Origin of the sequence: Bacteroides sp. FSHCM14E1, from assembly GCF_019633785.1 — a bacterium.
GTDB classification, from domain to species: domain Bacteria; phylum Bacteroidota; class Bacteroidia; order Bacteroidales; family Bacteroidaceae; genus Bacteroides; species Bacteroides hominis.
Genome location: NZ_JADKYL010000004.1, coordinates 303793 through 322098 on the forward strand (window position 1 = coordinate 303793; position 18306 = coordinate 322098).

At 45.9% G+C, this 18306-nt stretch carries 15 protein-coding genes; 11 read left to right on the top strand and 4 right to left on the bottom strand.

The window, feature by feature from the left end; all coding sequences use genetic code 11:
• Nucleotides 1-19 precede the first annotated feature (19 nt).
• The 4 genes from ISX59_RS08890 (at nt 20) to ISX59_RS08905 (ending at nt 7084) form a co-directional block, all read left to right on the top strand.
• Entirely contained in the window at nt 20-3082 is a 3063-nt protein-coding gene (locus ISX59_RS08890) for a glycoside hydrolase family 2 TIM barrel-domain containing protein (protein ID WP_032540103.1), read from the top strand.
• 155 nt (nt 3083-3237) lie between these two features.
• Nucleotides 3238-5055, top strand: coding sequence for an alpha-L-fucosidase (locus ISX59_RS08895; protein ID WP_220575830.1), 1818 nt, complete (start codon nt 3238-3240; stop codon nt 5053-5055).
• A 65-nt stretch (nt 5056-5120) separates the two neighbouring features.
• Nucleotides 5121-5777: a fructose-6-phosphate aldolase gene (gene fsa / locus ISX59_RS08900; protein WP_005780531.1), complete on the top strand. Its 657-nt coding sequence runs from the start codon at nt 5121-5123 to the stop codon at nt 5775-5777.
• Nucleotides 5778-5914: 137 nt separating this feature from the next.
• Nucleotides 5915-7084: a mechanosensitive ion channel family protein gene (locus tag ISX59_RS08905; protein ID WP_005780530.1), complete on the top strand. Its 1170-nt coding sequence runs from the start codon at nt 5915-5917 to the stop codon at nt 7082-7084.
• Here the strand turns inward: ISX59_RS08905 and ISX59_RS08910 are convergent.
• Both ISX59_RS08910 and ISX59_RS08915 read right to left on the bottom strand, forming a co-directional pair.
• On the bottom strand, nt 7069-8103 hold the full coding sequence (locus tag ISX59_RS08910) for an endonuclease/exonuclease/phosphatase family protein (protein WP_032531690.1): 1035 nt from the start codon (nt 8101-8103) through the stop codon (nt 7069-7071). The genes ISX59_RS08905 and ISX59_RS08910 overlap by 16 nt on opposite strands.
• A gap of 100 nt (nt 8104-8203) precedes the next feature.
• Entirely contained in the window at nt 8204-9670 is a 1467-nt protein-coding gene (locus tag ISX59_RS08915) for an aminoacyl-histidine dipeptidase (RefSeq protein WP_005780526.1), read from the bottom strand.
• Nucleotides 9671-9831: 161 nt separating this feature from the next.
• Between ISX59_RS08915 and ISX59_RS08920 the strand changes: the two genes are divergently transcribed.
• The 5 genes from ISX59_RS08920 (at nt 9832) to ISX59_RS08940 (ending at nt 14204) form a co-directional block, all read left to right on the top strand.
• Complete coding sequence (locus ISX59_RS08920; RefSeq protein WP_005807575.1) at nt 9832-10065, top strand: hypothetical protein; 234 nt, start codon at nt 9832-9834, stop codon at nt 10063-10065.
• A 27-nt stretch (nt 10066-10092) separates the two neighbouring features.
• Nucleotides 10093-10695: an OmpH family outer membrane protein gene (locus ISX59_RS08925; protein ID WP_022011999.1), complete on the top strand. Its 603-nt coding sequence runs from the start codon at nt 10093-10095 to the stop codon at nt 10693-10695.
• 143 nt (nt 10696-10838) lie between these two features.
• Nucleotides 10839-11738 (top strand): LytTR family DNA-binding domain-containing protein, encoded by a 900-nt coding sequence (locus tag ISX59_RS08930; protein ID WP_032540100.1) that lies wholly within the window; start codon nt 10839-10841, stop codon nt 11736-11738.
• Between the two features lie 102 nt (nt 11739-11840).
• Nucleotides 11841-13784, top strand: coding sequence for a TonB-dependent siderophore receptor (locus ISX59_RS08935; protein ID WP_032540099.1), 1944 nt, complete (start codon nt 11841-11843; stop codon nt 13782-13784).
• Between the two features lie 12 nt (nt 13785-13796).
• Complete coding sequence (locus ISX59_RS08940) at nt 13797-14204, top strand: DUF2141 domain-containing protein (protein ID WP_032540098.1); 408 nt, start codon at nt 13797-13799, stop codon at nt 14202-14204.
• Nucleotides 14205-14276: 72 nt separating this feature from the next.
• On the opposite strand, the gene ISX59_RS08945 is transcribed toward ISX59_RS08940, so the two are convergent.
• Together ISX59_RS08945 and ISX59_RS08950 are read right to left on the bottom strand one after the other, a co-directional pair.
• Nucleotides 14277-14621 (bottom strand): hypothetical protein, encoded by a 345-nt coding sequence (locus tag ISX59_RS08945; protein ID WP_032540097.1) that lies wholly within the window; start codon nt 14619-14621, stop codon nt 14277-14279.
• On the bottom strand, nt 14618-14920 hold the full coding sequence (locus ISX59_RS08950) for a septum formation initiator family protein (RefSeq protein ID WP_005807565.1): 303 nt from the start codon (nt 14918-14920) through the stop codon (nt 14618-14620). Before ISX59_RS08950 ends, ISX59_RS08945 begins: the two co-directional genes overlap by 4 nt.
• 148 nt (nt 14921-15068) lie before the next feature.
• Here ISX59_RS08950 and ISX59_RS08955 point away from each other — a divergent pair, with 148 nt between their 5' ends.
• Both ISX59_RS08955 and ISX59_RS08960 read left to right on the top strand, forming a co-directional pair.
• A complete protein-coding gene (locus ISX59_RS08955; protein WP_032531692.1) occupies nt 15069-16913 on the top strand; it encodes a DNA polymerase III subunit gamma/tau in 1845 nt (614 codons plus the stop codon).
• A 100-nt stretch (nt 16914-17013) separates the two neighbouring features.
• Complete coding sequence (locus tag ISX59_RS08960) at nt 17014-17994, top strand: head GIN domain-containing protein (RefSeq protein ID WP_032531706.1); 981 nt, start codon at nt 17014-17016, stop codon at nt 17992-17994.
• Nucleotides 17995-18306 lie beyond the last annotated feature (312 nt).

The window sequence follows — 18306 nt, forward strand, 5'->3', positions numbered from 1 at the left end:
ATTAAATACCTGATAAACAATGAACAAACCTATCAAACTAACCTTTCTACTGCTACTGGCCTGTCTGGTTATGGTGCCCGCAAAGGCGCAGAAGACTCCCGAATGGCAGAGCCAATATGCGGTAGGCCTGAACAAGTTGGCCCCTCACACCTATGTGTGGCCTTACGCAGATGCTGCCGATGTGAAAAAAGGGGACTATGAACAGTCTCCCTATTATTTGAGCCTGAACGGCAAATGGAAGTTCCATTGGGTGAAGAATCCCGACCTCCGTCCGAAAGACTTTTATAAACCTTCGTTCTATACCGGAGGGTGGGCAGACATTAACGTACCCGGAAACTGGGAGCGTCAGGGATATGGAACTGCTATTTATGTGAACGAGACTTATGAATTCGATGATAAGATGTTCAACTTCAAGAAGAATCCTCCTCTCGTACCGTCTGAAGAAAACGAAGTTGGCTCTTACCGACGAACTTTCACTGTGCCTTCCGGATGGAAAGACCGTCGGGTGGTTCTCTGTTGTGAAGGTGTCACCTCTTTCTATTATGTATGGGTGAACGGCCATTTCCTCGGTTACAACCAAGGCTCAAAGACGGCAGCCGAGTGGGACATTACTGACAAGCTGGAAGAAGGCGAGAATACCGTCGCACTTGAAGTCTACCGCTGGAGTTCGGGCTCTTACCTGGAATGTCAGGATATGTGGCGTTTGAGTGGCATTGAACGTGATGTATATTTGTACAGTACTCCGAAGCAGTACATTGCCGACTATAAAGTAAATGCCACCCTCGAGAAGGAGCGTTACAAAGATGGTATCTTCGGACTCGATGTTACCGTTGAGGGACCTGCCAATGGAGCGGTATCTATAACTTATACCCTGAATGATGCAGCCGGACGTCCCGTACTTTCGGGCGAAATGCCTGTCAAATCACGTGGGTTGAGTAACTTCATCACTTTCGGTGAACAGCGCCTGAAAGACGTGAAGCCTTGGAGTGCCGAGCACCCCAATCTCTATACGCTCGTGTTGGAACTGAAAAATGCGGGAGGACGGGTGACGGAAGTTACTGGTTGCGAAGTGGGTTTCCGTACTTCGGAGATCAAGGACGGACGTTTCTGCATCAATGGTGTACCTGTGCTGGTGAAGGGAACCAACCGGCATGAACATTCGCAATTGGGACGTACTGTCAGCAAAGAGCTGATGGAGCAGGATATCCGATTGATGAAGCTGCACAATATCAATACCGTGCGTAATTCACATTATCCCACTCATCCGTACTGGTATCAGCTTTGCGATCGCTACGGACTTTATATGATCGACGAGGCCAACATCGAGTCGCACGGTATGGGCTACGGTCCTGCTTCGCTTGCCAAGGACAGCACTTGGCTGACAGCACACATGGATCGTACACACCGTATGTACGAGCGTTCGAAGAACCATCCTGCCATCGTCATTTGGTCGTTGGGTAACGAAGCCGGAAACGGAATTAACTTCGAACGTACCTATGACTGGTTGAAATCGGTAGAAAAGAATCGTCCCGTTCAATACGAACGTGCCGAGCAGAATTATAACACCGATATTTATTGCCGGATGTACCGCAGTGTCGATGAAATCAAAACCTATCTGGCACAGAAAGATATTTACCGTCCGTTCATTCTTTGCGAATACGTGCACGCCATGGGCAACAGCGTAGGTGGCCTGAAGGAGTATTGGGATGTGTTCGAAAATAATCCGATGGCACAAGGTGGTTGCGTGTGGGACTGGGTAGACCAGTCGTTCCGTGAGATAGACGCGAATGGGCGTTGGTATTGGTCGTATGGTGGGGACTACGGTCCCAAAGGAGTTCCGAGTTTCGGTAATTTCTGCTGCAACGGGTTGGTAAGCGCTGACCGTGTCCCGCATCCGCACTTGCTTGAAGTGAAAAAGATTTATCAGAACATCAAGTGTACCTTGCTCAATAAGAGCAATCTGACCATAAGAGTGAAAAACTGGTTCGACTTCTCCAATCTGAACGAATATATCCTGCATTGGCAGGTGGTGGGCGATAACGGACAAACGGTCACAGAAGGAACAAAAGAAGTGAATTGTGCGCCACATGCTACGGTTGATATGACATTAGGAAAAGTTGTCTTGCCTGCCAATGTGCGTGAAGGATATCTCAACCTGAGCTGGACTCGTAAAGAAGCTTCACCGATGGTGGGTACTGATTGGGAGGTGGCTTACGACCAGTTTGTATTGCCCGGAACAAAGAACAGTACGGCTTATCTGCCTGCCAAGGCCGGACAGACTGCTTTTACGTTGGATAAGGCGACTGGTGCTTTGAACTCTTTTACACTGGACGGGCAGGAATTGCTGGCAACTCCTGTTACACTGAGTCTTTTCCGTCCCGCTACGGACAATGATAACCGCGATCGTAACGGTGCTTATCTTTGGCGTAAATCCGGACTCGATCAGCTGAGCCAGAAAGTGGTGTCACTGAAGGAGAGCAAGAGTACCGCTACTGCACGAGTAGAAGTCCTGAATGCGAAGGGAACTAAAGTGGGGGATGCCGATTTCATTTACTCACTGAATGCTGCCGGGGCTTTGAAGGTGAAAGTGACTTTCCGTCCCGATACGGCTGTGGTGAAATCAATGGCACGCCTGGGGCTGGCCTTCGAGATGAACGATACGTTTGGCAATGTGGCTTATCTGGGACGCGGTGATAACGAGACTTACGCTGACCGTATGCAGTCGGGCAAGATAGGGCTGTATCGGACTACTGCCGAAAGGATGTTCCACTATTACGTGACTCCGCAGTCTACCGGAAATCGTACGGATGTCCGCTGGATGAAATTGGAGGATGAAGCCGGACAAGGAATCTTTGTCGATTCGAACCGTCCGTTCCAGTTCAGTGTCGTTCCGTTTACTGACGATGTGCTGGAGAAAGCCCGCCACATTAACGATCTGGAACGTAACGGCCGTATCACTGTTCATCTGGATGCCGAACAGGCAGGTGTAGGGACAGCAACCTGTGGTCCCGGTGTACAACCGCAATACCGTGTGCCGCTGACGGAGCAGAGTTTTGAGTTCACGCTGAGAGGAGTGAAATAGACAGAATATTTAACGTGGAATAGAAAAGGATACGGTTTACCACAGAGTTTCAGAGAGTTTTTAAGTTCTTGTTAATAGGATATTGAAGAGAGGAAAATCCTTTGTGAGAGACTCTGTGTTACTCTGTGGTGAATCAAACTTAAAACAATAGATTTATGAAGAAACTTATTTTATCGACGGTTCTGCTTGCAGCTATCTGTACAGCCGGACAGGCCCAAAAAAAAGACGACTACTATATGAAGCACGTGGAATTTCCGCAAGGTGCTACCCTTGAGCAGAAAGTCGATATGGCAGCGCGTCTTGTACCTACTCCGCAACAGCTGGCGTGGCAACAGATGGAACTGACTGCTTTCCTTCATTTTGGTATCAATACTTTTACCGGGCGTGAGTGGGGAGACGGAAAAGAGGATCCCGCACTCTTCAATCCCTCCGAACTTGATGCGGAACAATGGGTGCGTTCACTCAAAGAGGCGGGTTTCAAGATGGCTATCCTGACTGCCAAGCATCATGATGGATTTTGCCTGTGGCCTACCAGGACTACTAACCACTCCGTGGCCTCTTCTCCTTGGAAAGGCGGAAAGGGTGATGTGGTGCGTGAACTCCGTGATGCCTGTGATAAATACGGTATCAAGTTCGGTGTTTACCTCTCTCCCTGGGATCGGAATGCATCTTGTTATGGGGATTCTCCGAAATACAACGAATTCTTTATCGAACAGCTGACTGAACTGCTTACCAATTATGGTGAAGTACACGAAGTCTGGTTCGACGGAGCCAATGGTGAAGGTCCCAACGGAAAGAAACAGGAATATGACTGGACCGCCATCCTCTCTACCATCCGTCGTCTTCAACCCCATGCAGTGACTGCCATTATGGGTGACGATGTACGATGGGTAGGCAACGAACGCGGACTGGGACGTGAAACGGAGTGGAGTGCCACCGTATTGACTCCGGGCACTTATGCCCGTTGTGAAGAGCAAAACAAAGCGTTAGGTGTGAAAGCGACTTCCAAAGATTTGGGCGGACGCGACATGTTGGTTAATGCCAGGGAACTCTTCTGGTATCCTTCCGAGGTGGATGTATCGATCCGTCCGGGATGGTTTTATCATCAGCAGGAGGACGGTAAGGTGAAGAGCCTCAAGCATCTGACCGATATTTATTTCAAATCTGTGGGTTACAACTCAGTGTTGCTGCTCAATATCCCTCCCGATCGGCGCGGACGCATCAGCGATGCCGACGTTAACCGTCTGAAAGAGTTTGCCGACTATCGCAAAGAAATTTTTGCCGATAACCGTGTGAAAGGCGGATTGAAACCATGGGCTGCCAAACCGGGTGATACCCATACCTATCAGCTGAAACTGAAATCGGAAATCAACGTGGTGATGCTACGTGAGGATATCTCGAAAGGACAGCGTACAGAAACTTTTACTGTCGAGGCACTGACTGCCGGAGGATGGAAGGAGATAGCCAAAGGTACTACCGTGGGTTATAAACGTCTGATACGTATTCCGGCTATCGAAGCCACTCAACTGAGAGTGAAGATTGATGCTTGCCGTCTGACGGCTAATATCAGCGAAGTGGCTGCCTACTATGCCCATCCGTTGGAAGAGGCGTCTGCGAAAGAAAATTGGAACGATCTGCCTCGTGCTGCATGGAAACAAGTGACTGCCTCTCCGTTGGTGATTGATCTTGGAAAAGCCGTAGAGATGGCAGGTTTCGTATATGCTCCTGCCAATGCGGAAGCGAAGCCGACAATGGCTTTCCGTTATAAATTCTATGTAAGTACCAATGGTGAAGACTGGAAAGAAGTGCCGACTACCGGGGAGTTCAGCAACATTATGCATAACCCTGTTCCGCAGACCGTTTCGTTCGGCAACAAGGTCAGTGCCCGCTACATCAAACTCGATGCCACTACACCGGACGCTACTCCGGCAAAGGTCGCTTTGAACGAAATCGGTATCCGTTTGCAGAAGTAAGTCGTTCTATTGAACAACTGCTCCGGGTTATCTGTTTGAATATAAGATATTAAACACTATTAGGTATGAAATTCTTTATTGATACGGCTAACTTGGAGCAAATCCGGGAAGCACACGATTTGGGAGTCTTGGACGGAGTAACGACTAATCCTTCTCTGATGGCTAAAGAGGGGATAAAAGGAGTCGGGAACCAGCGGAAGCATTACGTGGAGATATGTAACATCGTGCAAGGCGATGTCAGTGCCGAAGTGATCGCTACTGATTACGAAGGAATGATTCGGGAAGGAAAAGAGCTGGCAGCCCTCAATCCCCACATTGTGGTGAAGGTGCCCTGCATTGCCGACGGCATCAAAGCCATCAAGCACTTTTCCGAACAGGGCATTCGCACCAACTGTACGCTGGTCTTTTCTGCCGGTCAGGCTTTGCTGGCTGCCAAAGCGGGAGCTACGTATGTTTCTCCTTTCGTAGGACGCCTGGATGACATTTGTGAAGATGGTGTCGGACTGGTTGCCGATATTGTGCGGATGTACCGTTTCTACAATTATCCTACTCAGGTGTTGGCGGCCTCCATCCGTAGCACCAAGCATATAATGGAATGTGTGGAAGCCGGTGCCGATGTGGCGACTTGCCCGTTGAGTGCCATTAAGGGGCTGCTGAATCATCCGCTGACAGATGCCGGGCTGAAGAAATTTCTGGAAGATTATAAAAAGGTAAATGGATAAGGATTTCTGGTAACAGATGAAGCTGGCTGTATTGAAAATACCGTTTTTCAATACAGCCTTTTTTATTTGGGCTAAACCTAAAGCCCATTCAGGTGTTATTTTGATAAAATGAACATGTTAAAATAAAGACGATAGTTATGATAGATTTAGGAAGTTGGATGAATAAGATCCTTATAGGTTGGGGAGTGGACCCGAAAATAGCGAATACCTTTGATGAAACGATTATTGCCATCCTGATGATTTTTATTGCGGTCGGACTGGATTATCTTTGCCAGGCCATTTTTGTGGGTGGAATAAAGCGTCTGGCACGGCGGACTCCTTATAAATGGGATACATTGATGGTCAAACATAAAGTGATTCACCACCTGATCCATATTCTGCCGGGTATTCTGATGTATATGCTTTTGCCTATGGCATTTGTACACGGAAAGACTTTGTTGCTGGTTTCGCAGAAAATTTGTGTTATCTATATGATCTTTGCCTTGTTACTGGCTCTCAACAGCAGTCTGTTGATGTTGCTGGATATACTCAATGGAAAAGAAAAGTTGAAGAATCGTCCGATGAAAGGCTTTATTCAGGTATTACAAGTTCTTGTTTTCTTTATTGGCGGCATTGTGATTGTCTCCATAATTGTCGATAAATCTCCTGCTACGCTGTTCGCCGGGTTGGGGGCTTCTGCCGCTATTCTGATGTTGGTCTTTAAAGATAGCATTCTGGGGTTTGTGGCAGGTATTCAGTTGTCTGCCAACGATATGATACGTCCCGGTGACTGGGTGACCATCCCTTCAACCAATGCAAACGGCATTGTGGAAGAGATTACATTGAATACCGTTAAGATTCAGAATTTCGATAATACTATTTCTACCGTTCCTCCCTATTCTTTGGTAAACGGTTCGTTCCAGAACTGGCGGGGAATGACGGAATCCGGGGGACGGCGGGTGATGAAGAGCATTTTTCTTGATCTGACAACTTTGAAGTTCTGCACCCCCGAAATGCTTGATACCTTTCGCAAAGAGATACCTCTGTTGGCAGACTATCAGCCGGAGGAAGGAGTGGTGCCTACAAATTCGCAAGTATTCAGGGTATACGTAGAACGTTATCTTTGCAGTTTGCCTGTGGTAAATCAGGATCTCGACCTGATTATCAGCCAGAAGGAAGCTACTGAATACGGGGTACCTATTCAGATTTATTTCTTTTCCCGTAACAAGGTTTGGAAAGAATATGAACGTATCCAATCCGATATTTTCGATCATTTTTTTGCTATGGTACCCAAGTTTGAACTGAAGGTATATCAATATTCGGATTGATTGGTTTCGAAATCGGTATATACAGGTAAGTGATCACTGTATCCTCCCTGGTATTTCATTCCGATGTAGGTGCGGAAAGGCTGCATGCCTCCGTATTTTTCATCTTTTATCAGAAGGAAAGGCAAACGCAGCACGCTTGCCTTTTTTTCTTCGGTAAAAAGTGTACCGGAAGTATCAAGCAGTGTACCGGATACAATCAGGTGATCCAGCAATCCCCATTCACCCTGATATTTATAGGAACCGAAGTTACGGTTCTTGGCTTTTCGCGCCAGTAAGTGGTACAGTTGTTTATGGTCAGGATTCTCTTCGGGAGAAAGGGCTTTCAGGACTTGTTTTACAGATTTGTCAGTGGGATAATCATTAAAATCTCCCATAATAATCAATTTGGCAGAACGGCGGACACACATTAGGCTGTCTGCCGCATTTTTCAGTTTTTGTGCCGCAAAAAGGCGATAAGGTTCTGATTGACGTGCTCCGCCCGAGCGGGAGGGTAGATGTGCCACTAATACATCCAGTGTATCACCTGTCAGCAATAATCCGCTGACGTGCAGGATATCCCTTGTCGGACGATGATTCTCAAAATTGCCGACAGGGATGGAAGAACAGGTAAGGAGTTTGAACCGGTCGCGTTGGTAAAGCAGTGCTACGTCGATACCGCGCTGGTCAGGAGAGTGTGTCATCACATAACGATAATCTGCCTCCTTAAGTGGAGAATAAAGCGTGAGATCGCGCATAACCGTATCATTTTCCACTTCACACAATCCTATCAATACCGGAAAGTTCCATTCTCCGACTGCTGCAAGAGTGCGGGCCACATTATCTATCTTCTTTTTATATCGGCTATAGCCCCAATGCCGGAGCGAATGGGGCAGAAACTCCCTGTCATTTTTGAGTGAATCGTGCCGGGTATCGAAGAAGTTTTCGGTATTCCAAAAGACGACACGAAAAGGAGGCTGATTTTGTGCAGAAAGAAAAAGTGAAGTGGAGGAAATCAGCAATAAAAAGAAAAGACGGAGCATAGATTTTAGTTCTCGTTTTGATTCACCACAGAGCACACAGATTTTTAATTTTAGAATTATCAAGTGAATTCTTCTTTGTGTCCTCTGTGGTGAAATTGATTTAGTTCTTTGCCGGAATATGTGCCAATACATCCAACAGATGCTTCCAGAATTTATCTACTGAAGGAATATGCATCCGTTCGTCCGGAGAGTGGACTCCTGTCAATGTAGGACCGAAGGAAATCATGTCCAATGCAGGATATTTATCAAGGAATAAACCACATTCCAGTCCGGCGTGAATTGCTTTCACTTTGGCATCTACACCGAACAGACGTTTATATGACTCTTCAGCTACTTTCAGGATTTCCGAGTCCGGATTGGGTTTCCATCCGGGATATCCGTCACCCCAAGTCACTTGCGCGCCTGCCAAAGTAAATACTGCACGTACAGTGTTGGCTACATCGTCGCGTGAAGAAAGAATGGAACTGCGCTGGCTGGTTTCGATACGGATAGTATTTTCCGGTTTCATCTTGACAGATGCCAGATTGGTCGATGTTTCCACCAGACCCGGGATGTCATGGCTCATGGCATAAACTCCGTGCGGGCAGGCATACAACGAAGTGATCAGGCGATAGGCTGTACTTGGGTCGATAGCCCAGTCACGACGAGGTTCCGTTTCAAGAAGAATACTCAGATCCGGTTCTATCTTATGAAGTTCGTCTTCTATTTCTGCAATAAAGACATTCAAGGCTGTGCGCACATCGTGCTTATAATGTTCCGGTACGGAGAATACAGCTGAAGCTTCACGCGGAATGGCATTTCGCAGGTTACCTCCGTTGAATTCGAAGAGGAAGAAGTCTTCCTGATAAGTATTCTGCATCAAGTACAGGAAGCGATTCAGAATCTTGTTGGCATTGCCGCGTCCCAGATGGATATCTCCACCGGAATGCCCGCCTTTCAGACCTTTCACGGTGATATGGAAGCAAAGGTGGCTGATGGGTGTCATCACCGTTTCGTATTTGAATTGGGCAACCGAGTCGATACCACCTGCACAACCGATGAAAAGTTCACCTTCATCTTCCGAGTCGAGGTTTAATAGGATTTCCCCGTTCATGAACCCCTCTTTCAGGGCAAAAGCACCGGTCAGACCTGTCTCTTCATCTACAGTGAACAGACATTCGAGAGGACCGTGCTCAATGCTGTCGTCGGCCAGAATGGCTAACTCAGTAGCTACACCGATACCGTTGTCAGCCCCCAGAGTTGTTCCTTTTGCCTTCATCCATTCCCCGTCAATCTCCGTTTCGATAGGGTCGGTCAGGAAGTCATGCTCCGTATCGTTATTCTTTTCGCACACCATGTCTACGTGTGATTGCAAGATCACTGTCTTCAGGTTTTCTTTACCCGGAGTAGCCGGCTTCTTGATAAGTACATTACCGGCTTCGTCCACTTTTGTCTCTAAATTATATTTTTCTCCGAACGCTTTTAAATAAGCGATTATCTTTTCTTCCTTCTTTGAAGGACGGGGCACCTGGCAGATTTCGTTGAAGAAGTGAAATACGCCGGCCGGTTTCAGTTCTGATTTTTCCATTCTCTTTTCTTTTTATGGAATTAAAAATTCAATTTTAACCCCTTATTGCTAAATATGGTTAATTTGCTTGCGAATTTTGAACCCGTTTCTCTTTTTTTATGGTAAAAAAGGAGGCTTAGTCAGTACAAAAGTCTATATTTGCACCCACAAAATTAATAGAAATGCTCTATACAATACTGATAACTCTGTTAATAGTTGCTATTTGCCTTGGTTTATTAGGCATAAAAGTCTTCTTTACAAAAGGCGGAAAATTTCCCAACGGGCACGTCAGCGGCAATAAAGCGTTAAGGGAGAGAGGCATAAGTTGTGCACAGTCTCAAGATCGGGAAGCACAAAAGAAACGGCGCTTTTCTATTGATGAAATTGAGAAAACCTTAAACGATAGTATGAACTAATTAATTAAAAAACTATATTTTACAAGTATGAAGAGAATGAATTACCTCATTAACGGATTTGCTGCTCTTGCATTCCTCTTTCTTTTTTCACAATGCGCTGGTAAAGCCGACAATGCTGCTCCCGCTGCTTCCGGAAATGCAAATGGCACTTCTGGTCTGAAAATCGCTTATGTAGAAGTAGATACATTGTTGTCTCAATATAATTTCTGCAAAGATCTGAATGCTGATATGATCAGTAAGGAAGAGAACAGCCGTATGGTATTAAATCAAAAAGCTAACGAACTGCGTAAATCACAGCAGGAATTCCAGAAAAAATATGAAAGCAATGCTTTTATTTCTCAGGAAAGAGCACAACAGGAATATGCACGCTTAGGTAAATTGGAGCAGGATTTGCAGGCATTGCAAAACAAACTGGCTACCGAAATGGCATCTGAAAATGCTAAAAACAGCCAGATTCTGCGTGACTCTATCAATGCTTTCCTGAAAGAATACAATAAGACTAAAGGTTATAACCTGATTATCAGCAATACCAGTTTTGATAATCTGTTGTATGCCGACAGCACACTGAACATCACAAAAGAAATTGTAGACGGACTTAACGCAAGATATGCTCCTGTGGGTAAGAAGTAAAATCCGGTTTATCATATTATGAAATAGGAGAGGCAATTCTGAAGAGGATTGCCTCTTTTTGTCTTTAAGATTATCTCTCGATTTATAGCTGTCCGTTCGATATTTTATATTATTTTGCAACAAGAGTGAAAAACAGAATACAAATGAGAAATCATTGGAGTGAAAAAATACGAAGATACCTGCAAAGTCCTTATCCGGTTGTGTATCAAAGATGGAAGGTGGTATTGATTTCTTCGTTGGTCGTATTCCTTATATTACTGGTTTTACAGCCTTTCGGAATATCGGGCATTGAGGGGCATAAGTTTTGGATACTTTTGGGCTTTATGGGTGTGACAGCAGTATTTCTGAGCATCCCCGTGTATCTTTTTGCCTGTCTGTTTCCGGAGTTTTACAAAGAAGAGGGGTGGACTGTATGGAAACAGATAGTCAATCTGTTGATGGTAATCTTATTTATTGCTGTCGGTAACTGGCTTTATTCAACATTTGTTTTTGGCTGGGGGCTGCGTTGGGATGTCTTTTGTGTTTTTGCATTGTTCACTTTGGTTATCGGACTTTTCCCTACAGTACTTTTCATTTTATTGAATCAAAACAGGTTGTTGGCTATCCATTTAGAGGAAGCGACGGAGATGAACCTCCATTTACAGCGGCCAGTATCTGCGACGGAATCTATAGAAACAACTGAAATAGTTTCTTTGCTTTCGTTCCAGGGCGGTACCAGGGAATCTTTGGAATTGGACTCTAAGGACTTGTTGTATATAGAGTCCGATGGAAACTATATCCGGGTGAACTATCAGAAAGGAGGCAGAAATATGCAGTGTCTGTTGCGGACGACCATGAAGCAGGCGGAGGAAGTAACCGGTGGGTCTCCGTTGGTGGTGAAGTGCCACCGTGCTTTTTTGGTCAATCTCCGTAAGGTGGTAAAGGTTAGTGGAAACTCACAGGGCTACCGTTTGCTTTTGGAAGGTTGTCCGGAAGAGATACCTGTATCACGGGCCTATTCCAAACAGGTTAAAGAGCTGATGGAAACTATAGTCGGCAAATAACCGTTGGTCACAAAAAGATGCAGTTCGTCACATAGGACGAGCTGCTTGTCACATATCCGGGCTGTCTGTCCCGGATATTTTTTTGCTTGGAACCGATCCTTTATGTTTGCCGGTGAAAATGTTAGCAAACAGACCACAATGAAGAGATTCTATGTAACAGTGATTGGAAGCTTGATGCTTCTCCCGGTTTCACTCGTAGCCCAAAACGTAACTACGGATACCATTTTTTTCACGACTTTAGGTGATAGTATATTGTTGGACGAGGTAGTCGTCAAAGCACATAAAACTCCCAGGGCTAACAGCCGCTGGAGCGATTTGCGACCGGTCGATCTGGTAACGGTAGGAGGAGCTAACGGAGATTTATATCGGGCTTTGCAAACCCTTCCGGGGGCTCAAATTCAGGGTGAAAGCGGTCGTCTGCTGGTGCGTGGCGGGAGCAGTAACGAAACACAGACCTATATAGACGGCATGCATGTGTTGAATCCTTATACTACAACCGGAGCGGATACTCCTGCACGAGGACGCTATTCCACTTTTATGTTCAGTGGTGTCAATCTGGCTTCCGGCGGACAGTCACAGGAGTATGGAGAGGCCTTGTCTGCTGTACTTCCTCTGGAAACCAAGGACCATAGTACGGTCAATAAACTGGGAATGAATGTTTCTACCGTCGGGTTGGGAGGAGGTGGTACGCGGGTTTTCGGGCACTCTTCACTTTCGCTGAATCTCGATTATCAGAATCTGTCACCTTATTATCGGGTTTATCCTTCCCGGACTGATTTCAAGCAGCCATACGGTATGTTTTCCGGTGCTGCCCAATATCGGTACACGCCGGATGAAAGGACTGTATTCAAATTATATGCAGGGTATGACCGTACTTCCTTTTCGAATTATGCAGATGCAGACCGTCATCTCTTCGGTTTGGGTGAAAACAATGTTTATCTGAACACTACCTTCCGCAAACGTGCCGCTTCCGGTTGGAATTGGTTTTTCGGGGCTGCGTATTCTTTTTATGACCGGCGAGTGGGAGGTGCAGTGACAGGCGGGGATGCATGGAGTGAGCGGCAGCAGGAACTTCATTTGAAAGTCAGGTCCTTCCGGCAATTTACTCCTTGGCTACGTCTGGACGCGGGAGTTGAAACTTTTATCCGGTCATATCGGGATTATTATCGGTTTGAGTTGCTCTATGATGAAAACCGTATGTACCCCACGATCTGTGCAGGATTTCTTTCGTCCATTTTTTATCTGTCGGAACACTTCAAAACAGAACTGTCTTTCCGTCCGGAGTATGTTTCATTGAACCGGCGGATGAACTGGTCTCCCAGAGCTGCTGTCAATTATGCGTGGAATCGTTTGTCAATCTCGGTTGTGGCAGGACAATACACTCAATTACCGGAAAATAAATACCTGATAAAAAACACTGCTTTGCCCTCTAATATCTGTAGGCAGACTCTCTTCAGTCTCCAATACGAACAGAGCGGGCGATTTTACAAAGCGGAGTTTTATTACAAAAATTATAAAAGGCTGGAATTGTCTGTTCCCCAAGGTATGGTTCCCGATGGATACGGACATAGTAAAGGCATTGACCTATATTTTTGTGACAATGCCCTATGGAAGAATTTTGAATACCGTTTGTCCTATTCTTATAATCTTTCAAAACGGAAATACCGGGAATATACTGAACTGACCGTTCCGCAATACGCTACCCGTCATAATGTGTCATTGGTACTGAAATACAGTGTTCCCCGTCTGCGAACCATCTTCAGCGTGACCGACCGGTTGGCAAGTGGGCGTCCTTATCATAATCCGGAGCTGCCGGGGTTGATGAATGATGAAGTAAAACCCTGCCATTCTCTCGATTTGGGTATCACTGTGCTGGCGAGTAAGAAGGTTATCGTACATGCCTCTGCCACTAATCTGACGGGGCGTAAAAACGAATATGGACGGATTAACGGACAGGCCGTCCGTGCTTCCAGTGACCGTTTCTTCTATCTGGGAGTTTATATCACTTTAGGTAAGAAAGTAGCTTATGATGTTTCTAATTTTTAAATATTTACCATTATGAAGACAATGATTATTTTGCTGTTTGCAGTACTAACGAGTGTGTCCGTAGCGGGTCAGAATCTGACATTGATTGTCAAAGACGTGGAGCATGTGGACGGATCTGTTTACGTGGCTATCTACTCTTCCAAACAGACCTTTATGAAGAAGCCTGTTTTCGGTTTTCGAGTAGGAGTGAAGGACCGGACGATAGAGATACCCTGTAAGGGAATTCCTGCCGGTACTTATGCCATTTCCCTCTTTCAGGATGAAAATGAAAACGGGAAGTTGGATACCGGTGCATTCGGGCGTCCTTTGGAAAAGTTCGGGTTCAGCAATGATGCGGAAGGAGTCTTGGGAGCTCCTTCGTTTGAAAAATGCTGTTTTGAACTCAAACGGGACACTACGATGGTTATTCATTTAAAGTAGTGTATCATTCGGTTTCAATTGCTGATGCACGTGAAAGGTAGAGAGGAAACTTTGAAAAAGGGGAGCTCTTTTTTATTTAGAGAGCTCTTTCTCCTCTTCCTGCGGAATGCGAAAAGCTGTATAAAGTTCCAATATAGCTGCTATGGTGAGGCAGGCAATCCATTCGTTGCCGCGTGTGGTGAACATGAATGCACCTGTCAGTATCAATGCCAGTGCGCCGAATATCTGCTGAATGCGCAGGCGGCGGAGCGTTTTGTTTTTTGCCCGGAGCGGAGTGTTGACCTGGGCCAATGCCACAAAGCCTGCCCCGATGGTATATATATAAGGTGCATACACCCATCCGGTGATAAAGACGGCGGCTCCTACGAGAGCCATCACGGCGCCTACGGCGAAAAGTGCGGGTATCAGTTGTTTCATTCGTTCTCGTCAAATACGTAAATGTCTTCGTTGGGCTTTTTCATCAGATATTTTTCGCGCGCTATCTGTTCGATGGCTTCAGGATTGGTGCTCAACTCGTTGAGGCGCTCCGTGTTTTCTTCATACTCTGCGCGGTATTTATCAATCTCTCCCTGCAAGCGGCTGATTTCGCGTGCATAGCCGATGCGGCGGATCATACTGTTTTCGTCCAAAAAGCCGATGATGACTCCGAATGCCAGGACGGTGATCCAGTATTTATGTCTGCCTATAAACTCCCAGATTGTGATTAATTTGCCCATGATTTTCTCATTAATTCCAAATGCAAAGATAAAACTAATAACTTAAAACGTAGCATTTCCGCTCTAAAACTTATTCCGCTTCCTTTTTTCTCCTTGCACTTTTTTGCGTACATTTGCACAAACTCAAAAAACAGAGATCATCCGGAATATGGAAAACTATATCGTATCCGCCCGTAAGTATCGTCCTTCCACCTTTGAGTCGGTCGTGGGGCAACGGGCACTGACCACTACACTGAAAAATGCTATCGCCACCCAGAAACTGGCGCATGCTTATCTGTTCTGCGGACCGCGCGGAGTGGGTAAAACTACTTGTGCACGTATCTTTGCCAAGACCATCAACTGTATGAATCTTACGGCAGATGGCGAAGCCTGCAACGAATGTGAGTCGTGTGTCGCTTTCAACGAGCAACGCTCGTACAACATTCATGAACTGGATGCGGCGTCCAACAACTCGGTAGACGATATTCGCCAACTGGTGGAACAGGTGCGTATTCCGCCACAGATAGGTAAGTATAAAGTGTATATCATTGACGAGGTACACATGCTGTCGGCCTCGGCTTTCAACGCCTTCCTGAAGACATTGGAAGAACCTCCCCGCCATGCCATTTTCATTTTGGCTACAACGGAGAAGCATAAAATCCTTCCTACCATTTTGTCGCGTTGTCAGATTTACGATTTTAACCGTATCAGTGTGGATGATACCGTGAATCATCTGTCTTATGTGGCATCGAAAGAAGGAATCACGGCCGAACCTGAAGCCTTGAACGTGATTGCGCTCAAAGCCGATGGAGGTATGCGTGATGCACTTTCCATTTTCGATCAGGTAGTAAGTTTCACCGGAGGTAATATCACCTACAAGAGTGTGATTGAGAATCTTAATGTGCTGGATTATGAATACTATTTCCGCCTGACAGACTGCTTCCTTGAAAATAAGGTAAGTGATGCTTTACTATTGTTCAACGATGTACTGAACAAAGGATTCGACGGTAGCCATTTCATCACCGGACTTTCATCACACTTCCGTGATTTGTTGGTGAGTAAAGATGCTGCTACACTCCAGTTGCTTGAGGTAGGTGCCAGTATCCGCCAACGTTATCAGGAGCAGGCACAGAAGTGCACATTGCCGTTCCTGTACCGGGCCATGAAACTTTGCAATGATTGTGATATGAACTATCGTGCCAGCAAAAATAAACGTCTGTTGGTGGAACTGACCTTGATACAGGTTGCTCAGCTTACCGTTGAGGGGGATGACGGCAGTGGTGGGCGTGGCCCTAAACAAGCCATAAAACCCGTCTTCACGCAACCCGCCGCTGCACAGCAGCCTCAGGTAGCACCTGCCGCTTCGCAATCTCAGAGTACGAATGTCGCTGCACCTGCTGCTCCGCAGGTTGCGCCCCAGCAAGCTACTGCCTCTCCGGCTGTCAACATACGTCCGGGCGGAGCGGTTTCTCCACCGGGAGCTATGCCCGATGCGGTACGGATGGCACAGTTTAAAGAAGAAAAGAAGATTCCTGTGATGAAGAAATCCAGTCTCGGACTTTCCATCAAGCATCCTCAGAAGGAGGAAGAGCAGCAGGGATCGGGAGCGGTCCATACTGTCCAGGCGCAGACACAGCAGATTGAAGAAGATTTCATCTTCAATGAGCGCGATTTGAATTATTACTGGCAGGAATACGCCGGACGTATGCCGATAGAACAGAAAGCGATTGCCATGCGTATGCAAAACATGCGTCTGTCATTGCTCAATGATACGACTTTTGAGGTGGTGGTAGACAATGAAATCATTGCGAAAGATTTCACGGCACTGATTCCCAACATACAAGCATATTTGCGTGGTTCATTAAAGAACCGCAAAGTGACAATGACCGTTCGTGTCAGCGAAGCGACGGAGAATGTACGTGCCGTCAGCCGTGTGGAAAAGTTCCAGATGATGGCACAAAAGAACAGCGCATTGTTGCAACTGAAGGAAGAGTTCGGTTTGGAACTGTATTAAGGAAAGCAACCATCCGTTTTTTTGCAAGAAATACAGGTTTCTGTGCAACGTTCCGGATACTTGTTACGTCTAATAGCTATAATCAAAAAATAGAATGAATATGAAAACAATTCGTAAGAGAGGGATCAGTGCATTTCTTTTTCTGTCTTTGTTGATGTCGGCAACGTTGGTAAGTGCCCAAGGAGCGATTGTGGCAAGTGGTAAATACATAACGAAGAACGTTAAAGTGTCGGGATTCGATCGGATTCAGCTGAAAGGAAGTCCGACCATTGAATACACACAGTCGTCGGGAGGAACCAAGGTTCAGGTTACAGGATCGGACAATCTGGTCGATTTGATAGAATGCCGGGTAGAAGGAAGTACGCTGATAGTGAATATGAAGCCACATACTAATATTTCTTATGGTAAAGCGGGACGGCTGAAAGTCCTGGTTTCCAGTCCGTCTTTAAGAAGTGCTTTCCTTCAGGGGTCGGGCGATATCTATTTAGGTAATCTGAAGGCAGAAGAACTTGAGGTATCATTGGCCGGTTCGGGAGACATCGTTGCGGGAGATGTAACATGCAATGGTGATTTTTCTGCTTTGTTGAAAGGTTCCGGAGATATTGATGTGAAAGGACAGATTCGTGCTAAAAGTGTGAGTCTGACTTTGCAGGGTTCGGGTGACTTGAATGTTGTCGGTGTTACCGGGAGCGAAATCAGTGCAATGCTTCAGGGATCAGGTGATCTGAAAGTAAGAAGTGCTTATACCACATCGACCGTAACGGCAAAATTGAGCGGATCGGGTGATATGGATGTATTGGGTATCCGTGCCAATAATGTAGCTGCACAATTGGCCGGTTCGGGTGATATGACTCTGTCCGGTTCTACCCGCGATGCCACACTGGTGCTGAGCAGGTCGGGAGAACTTAATGCGCGTAAGTTGGATGCAGAGAATGTAACAGCCCGTGTCAACGGTTCCGGAGATATTACCTGTGTAGCTACAAAGACACTTGTGACTAATATTCAAGGAAGCGGTGAAGTTTCATACAAAGGAAATCCGAGTGTGCGGTCGACAGGTAAGAATCACCTGAACAGACTTTAAACACTTTGTATCCTACCTGTCGGGTAGAATACACGAAACGCCCCTTAACAATATATGTTATTCCGATTACATATATTGTTAAGGGGCGTTTCATATATTGTTATTTCATAGGGGTATATATTGGATCAAGCTTCCTGTGATGTAAGCCGAAATAGGAACGTCCCGCATTTGATCGGATGTTATCTATATATAAACGTGCTTGGAGGAAGATAAGGACAGTAAATAAAAAAGAGTCATAGTTAATGTCAGAATGGTAATCCTATAATAGAAAGATTTCATCAAAGGTGATTTTACATTGATAAAGATTAGGTA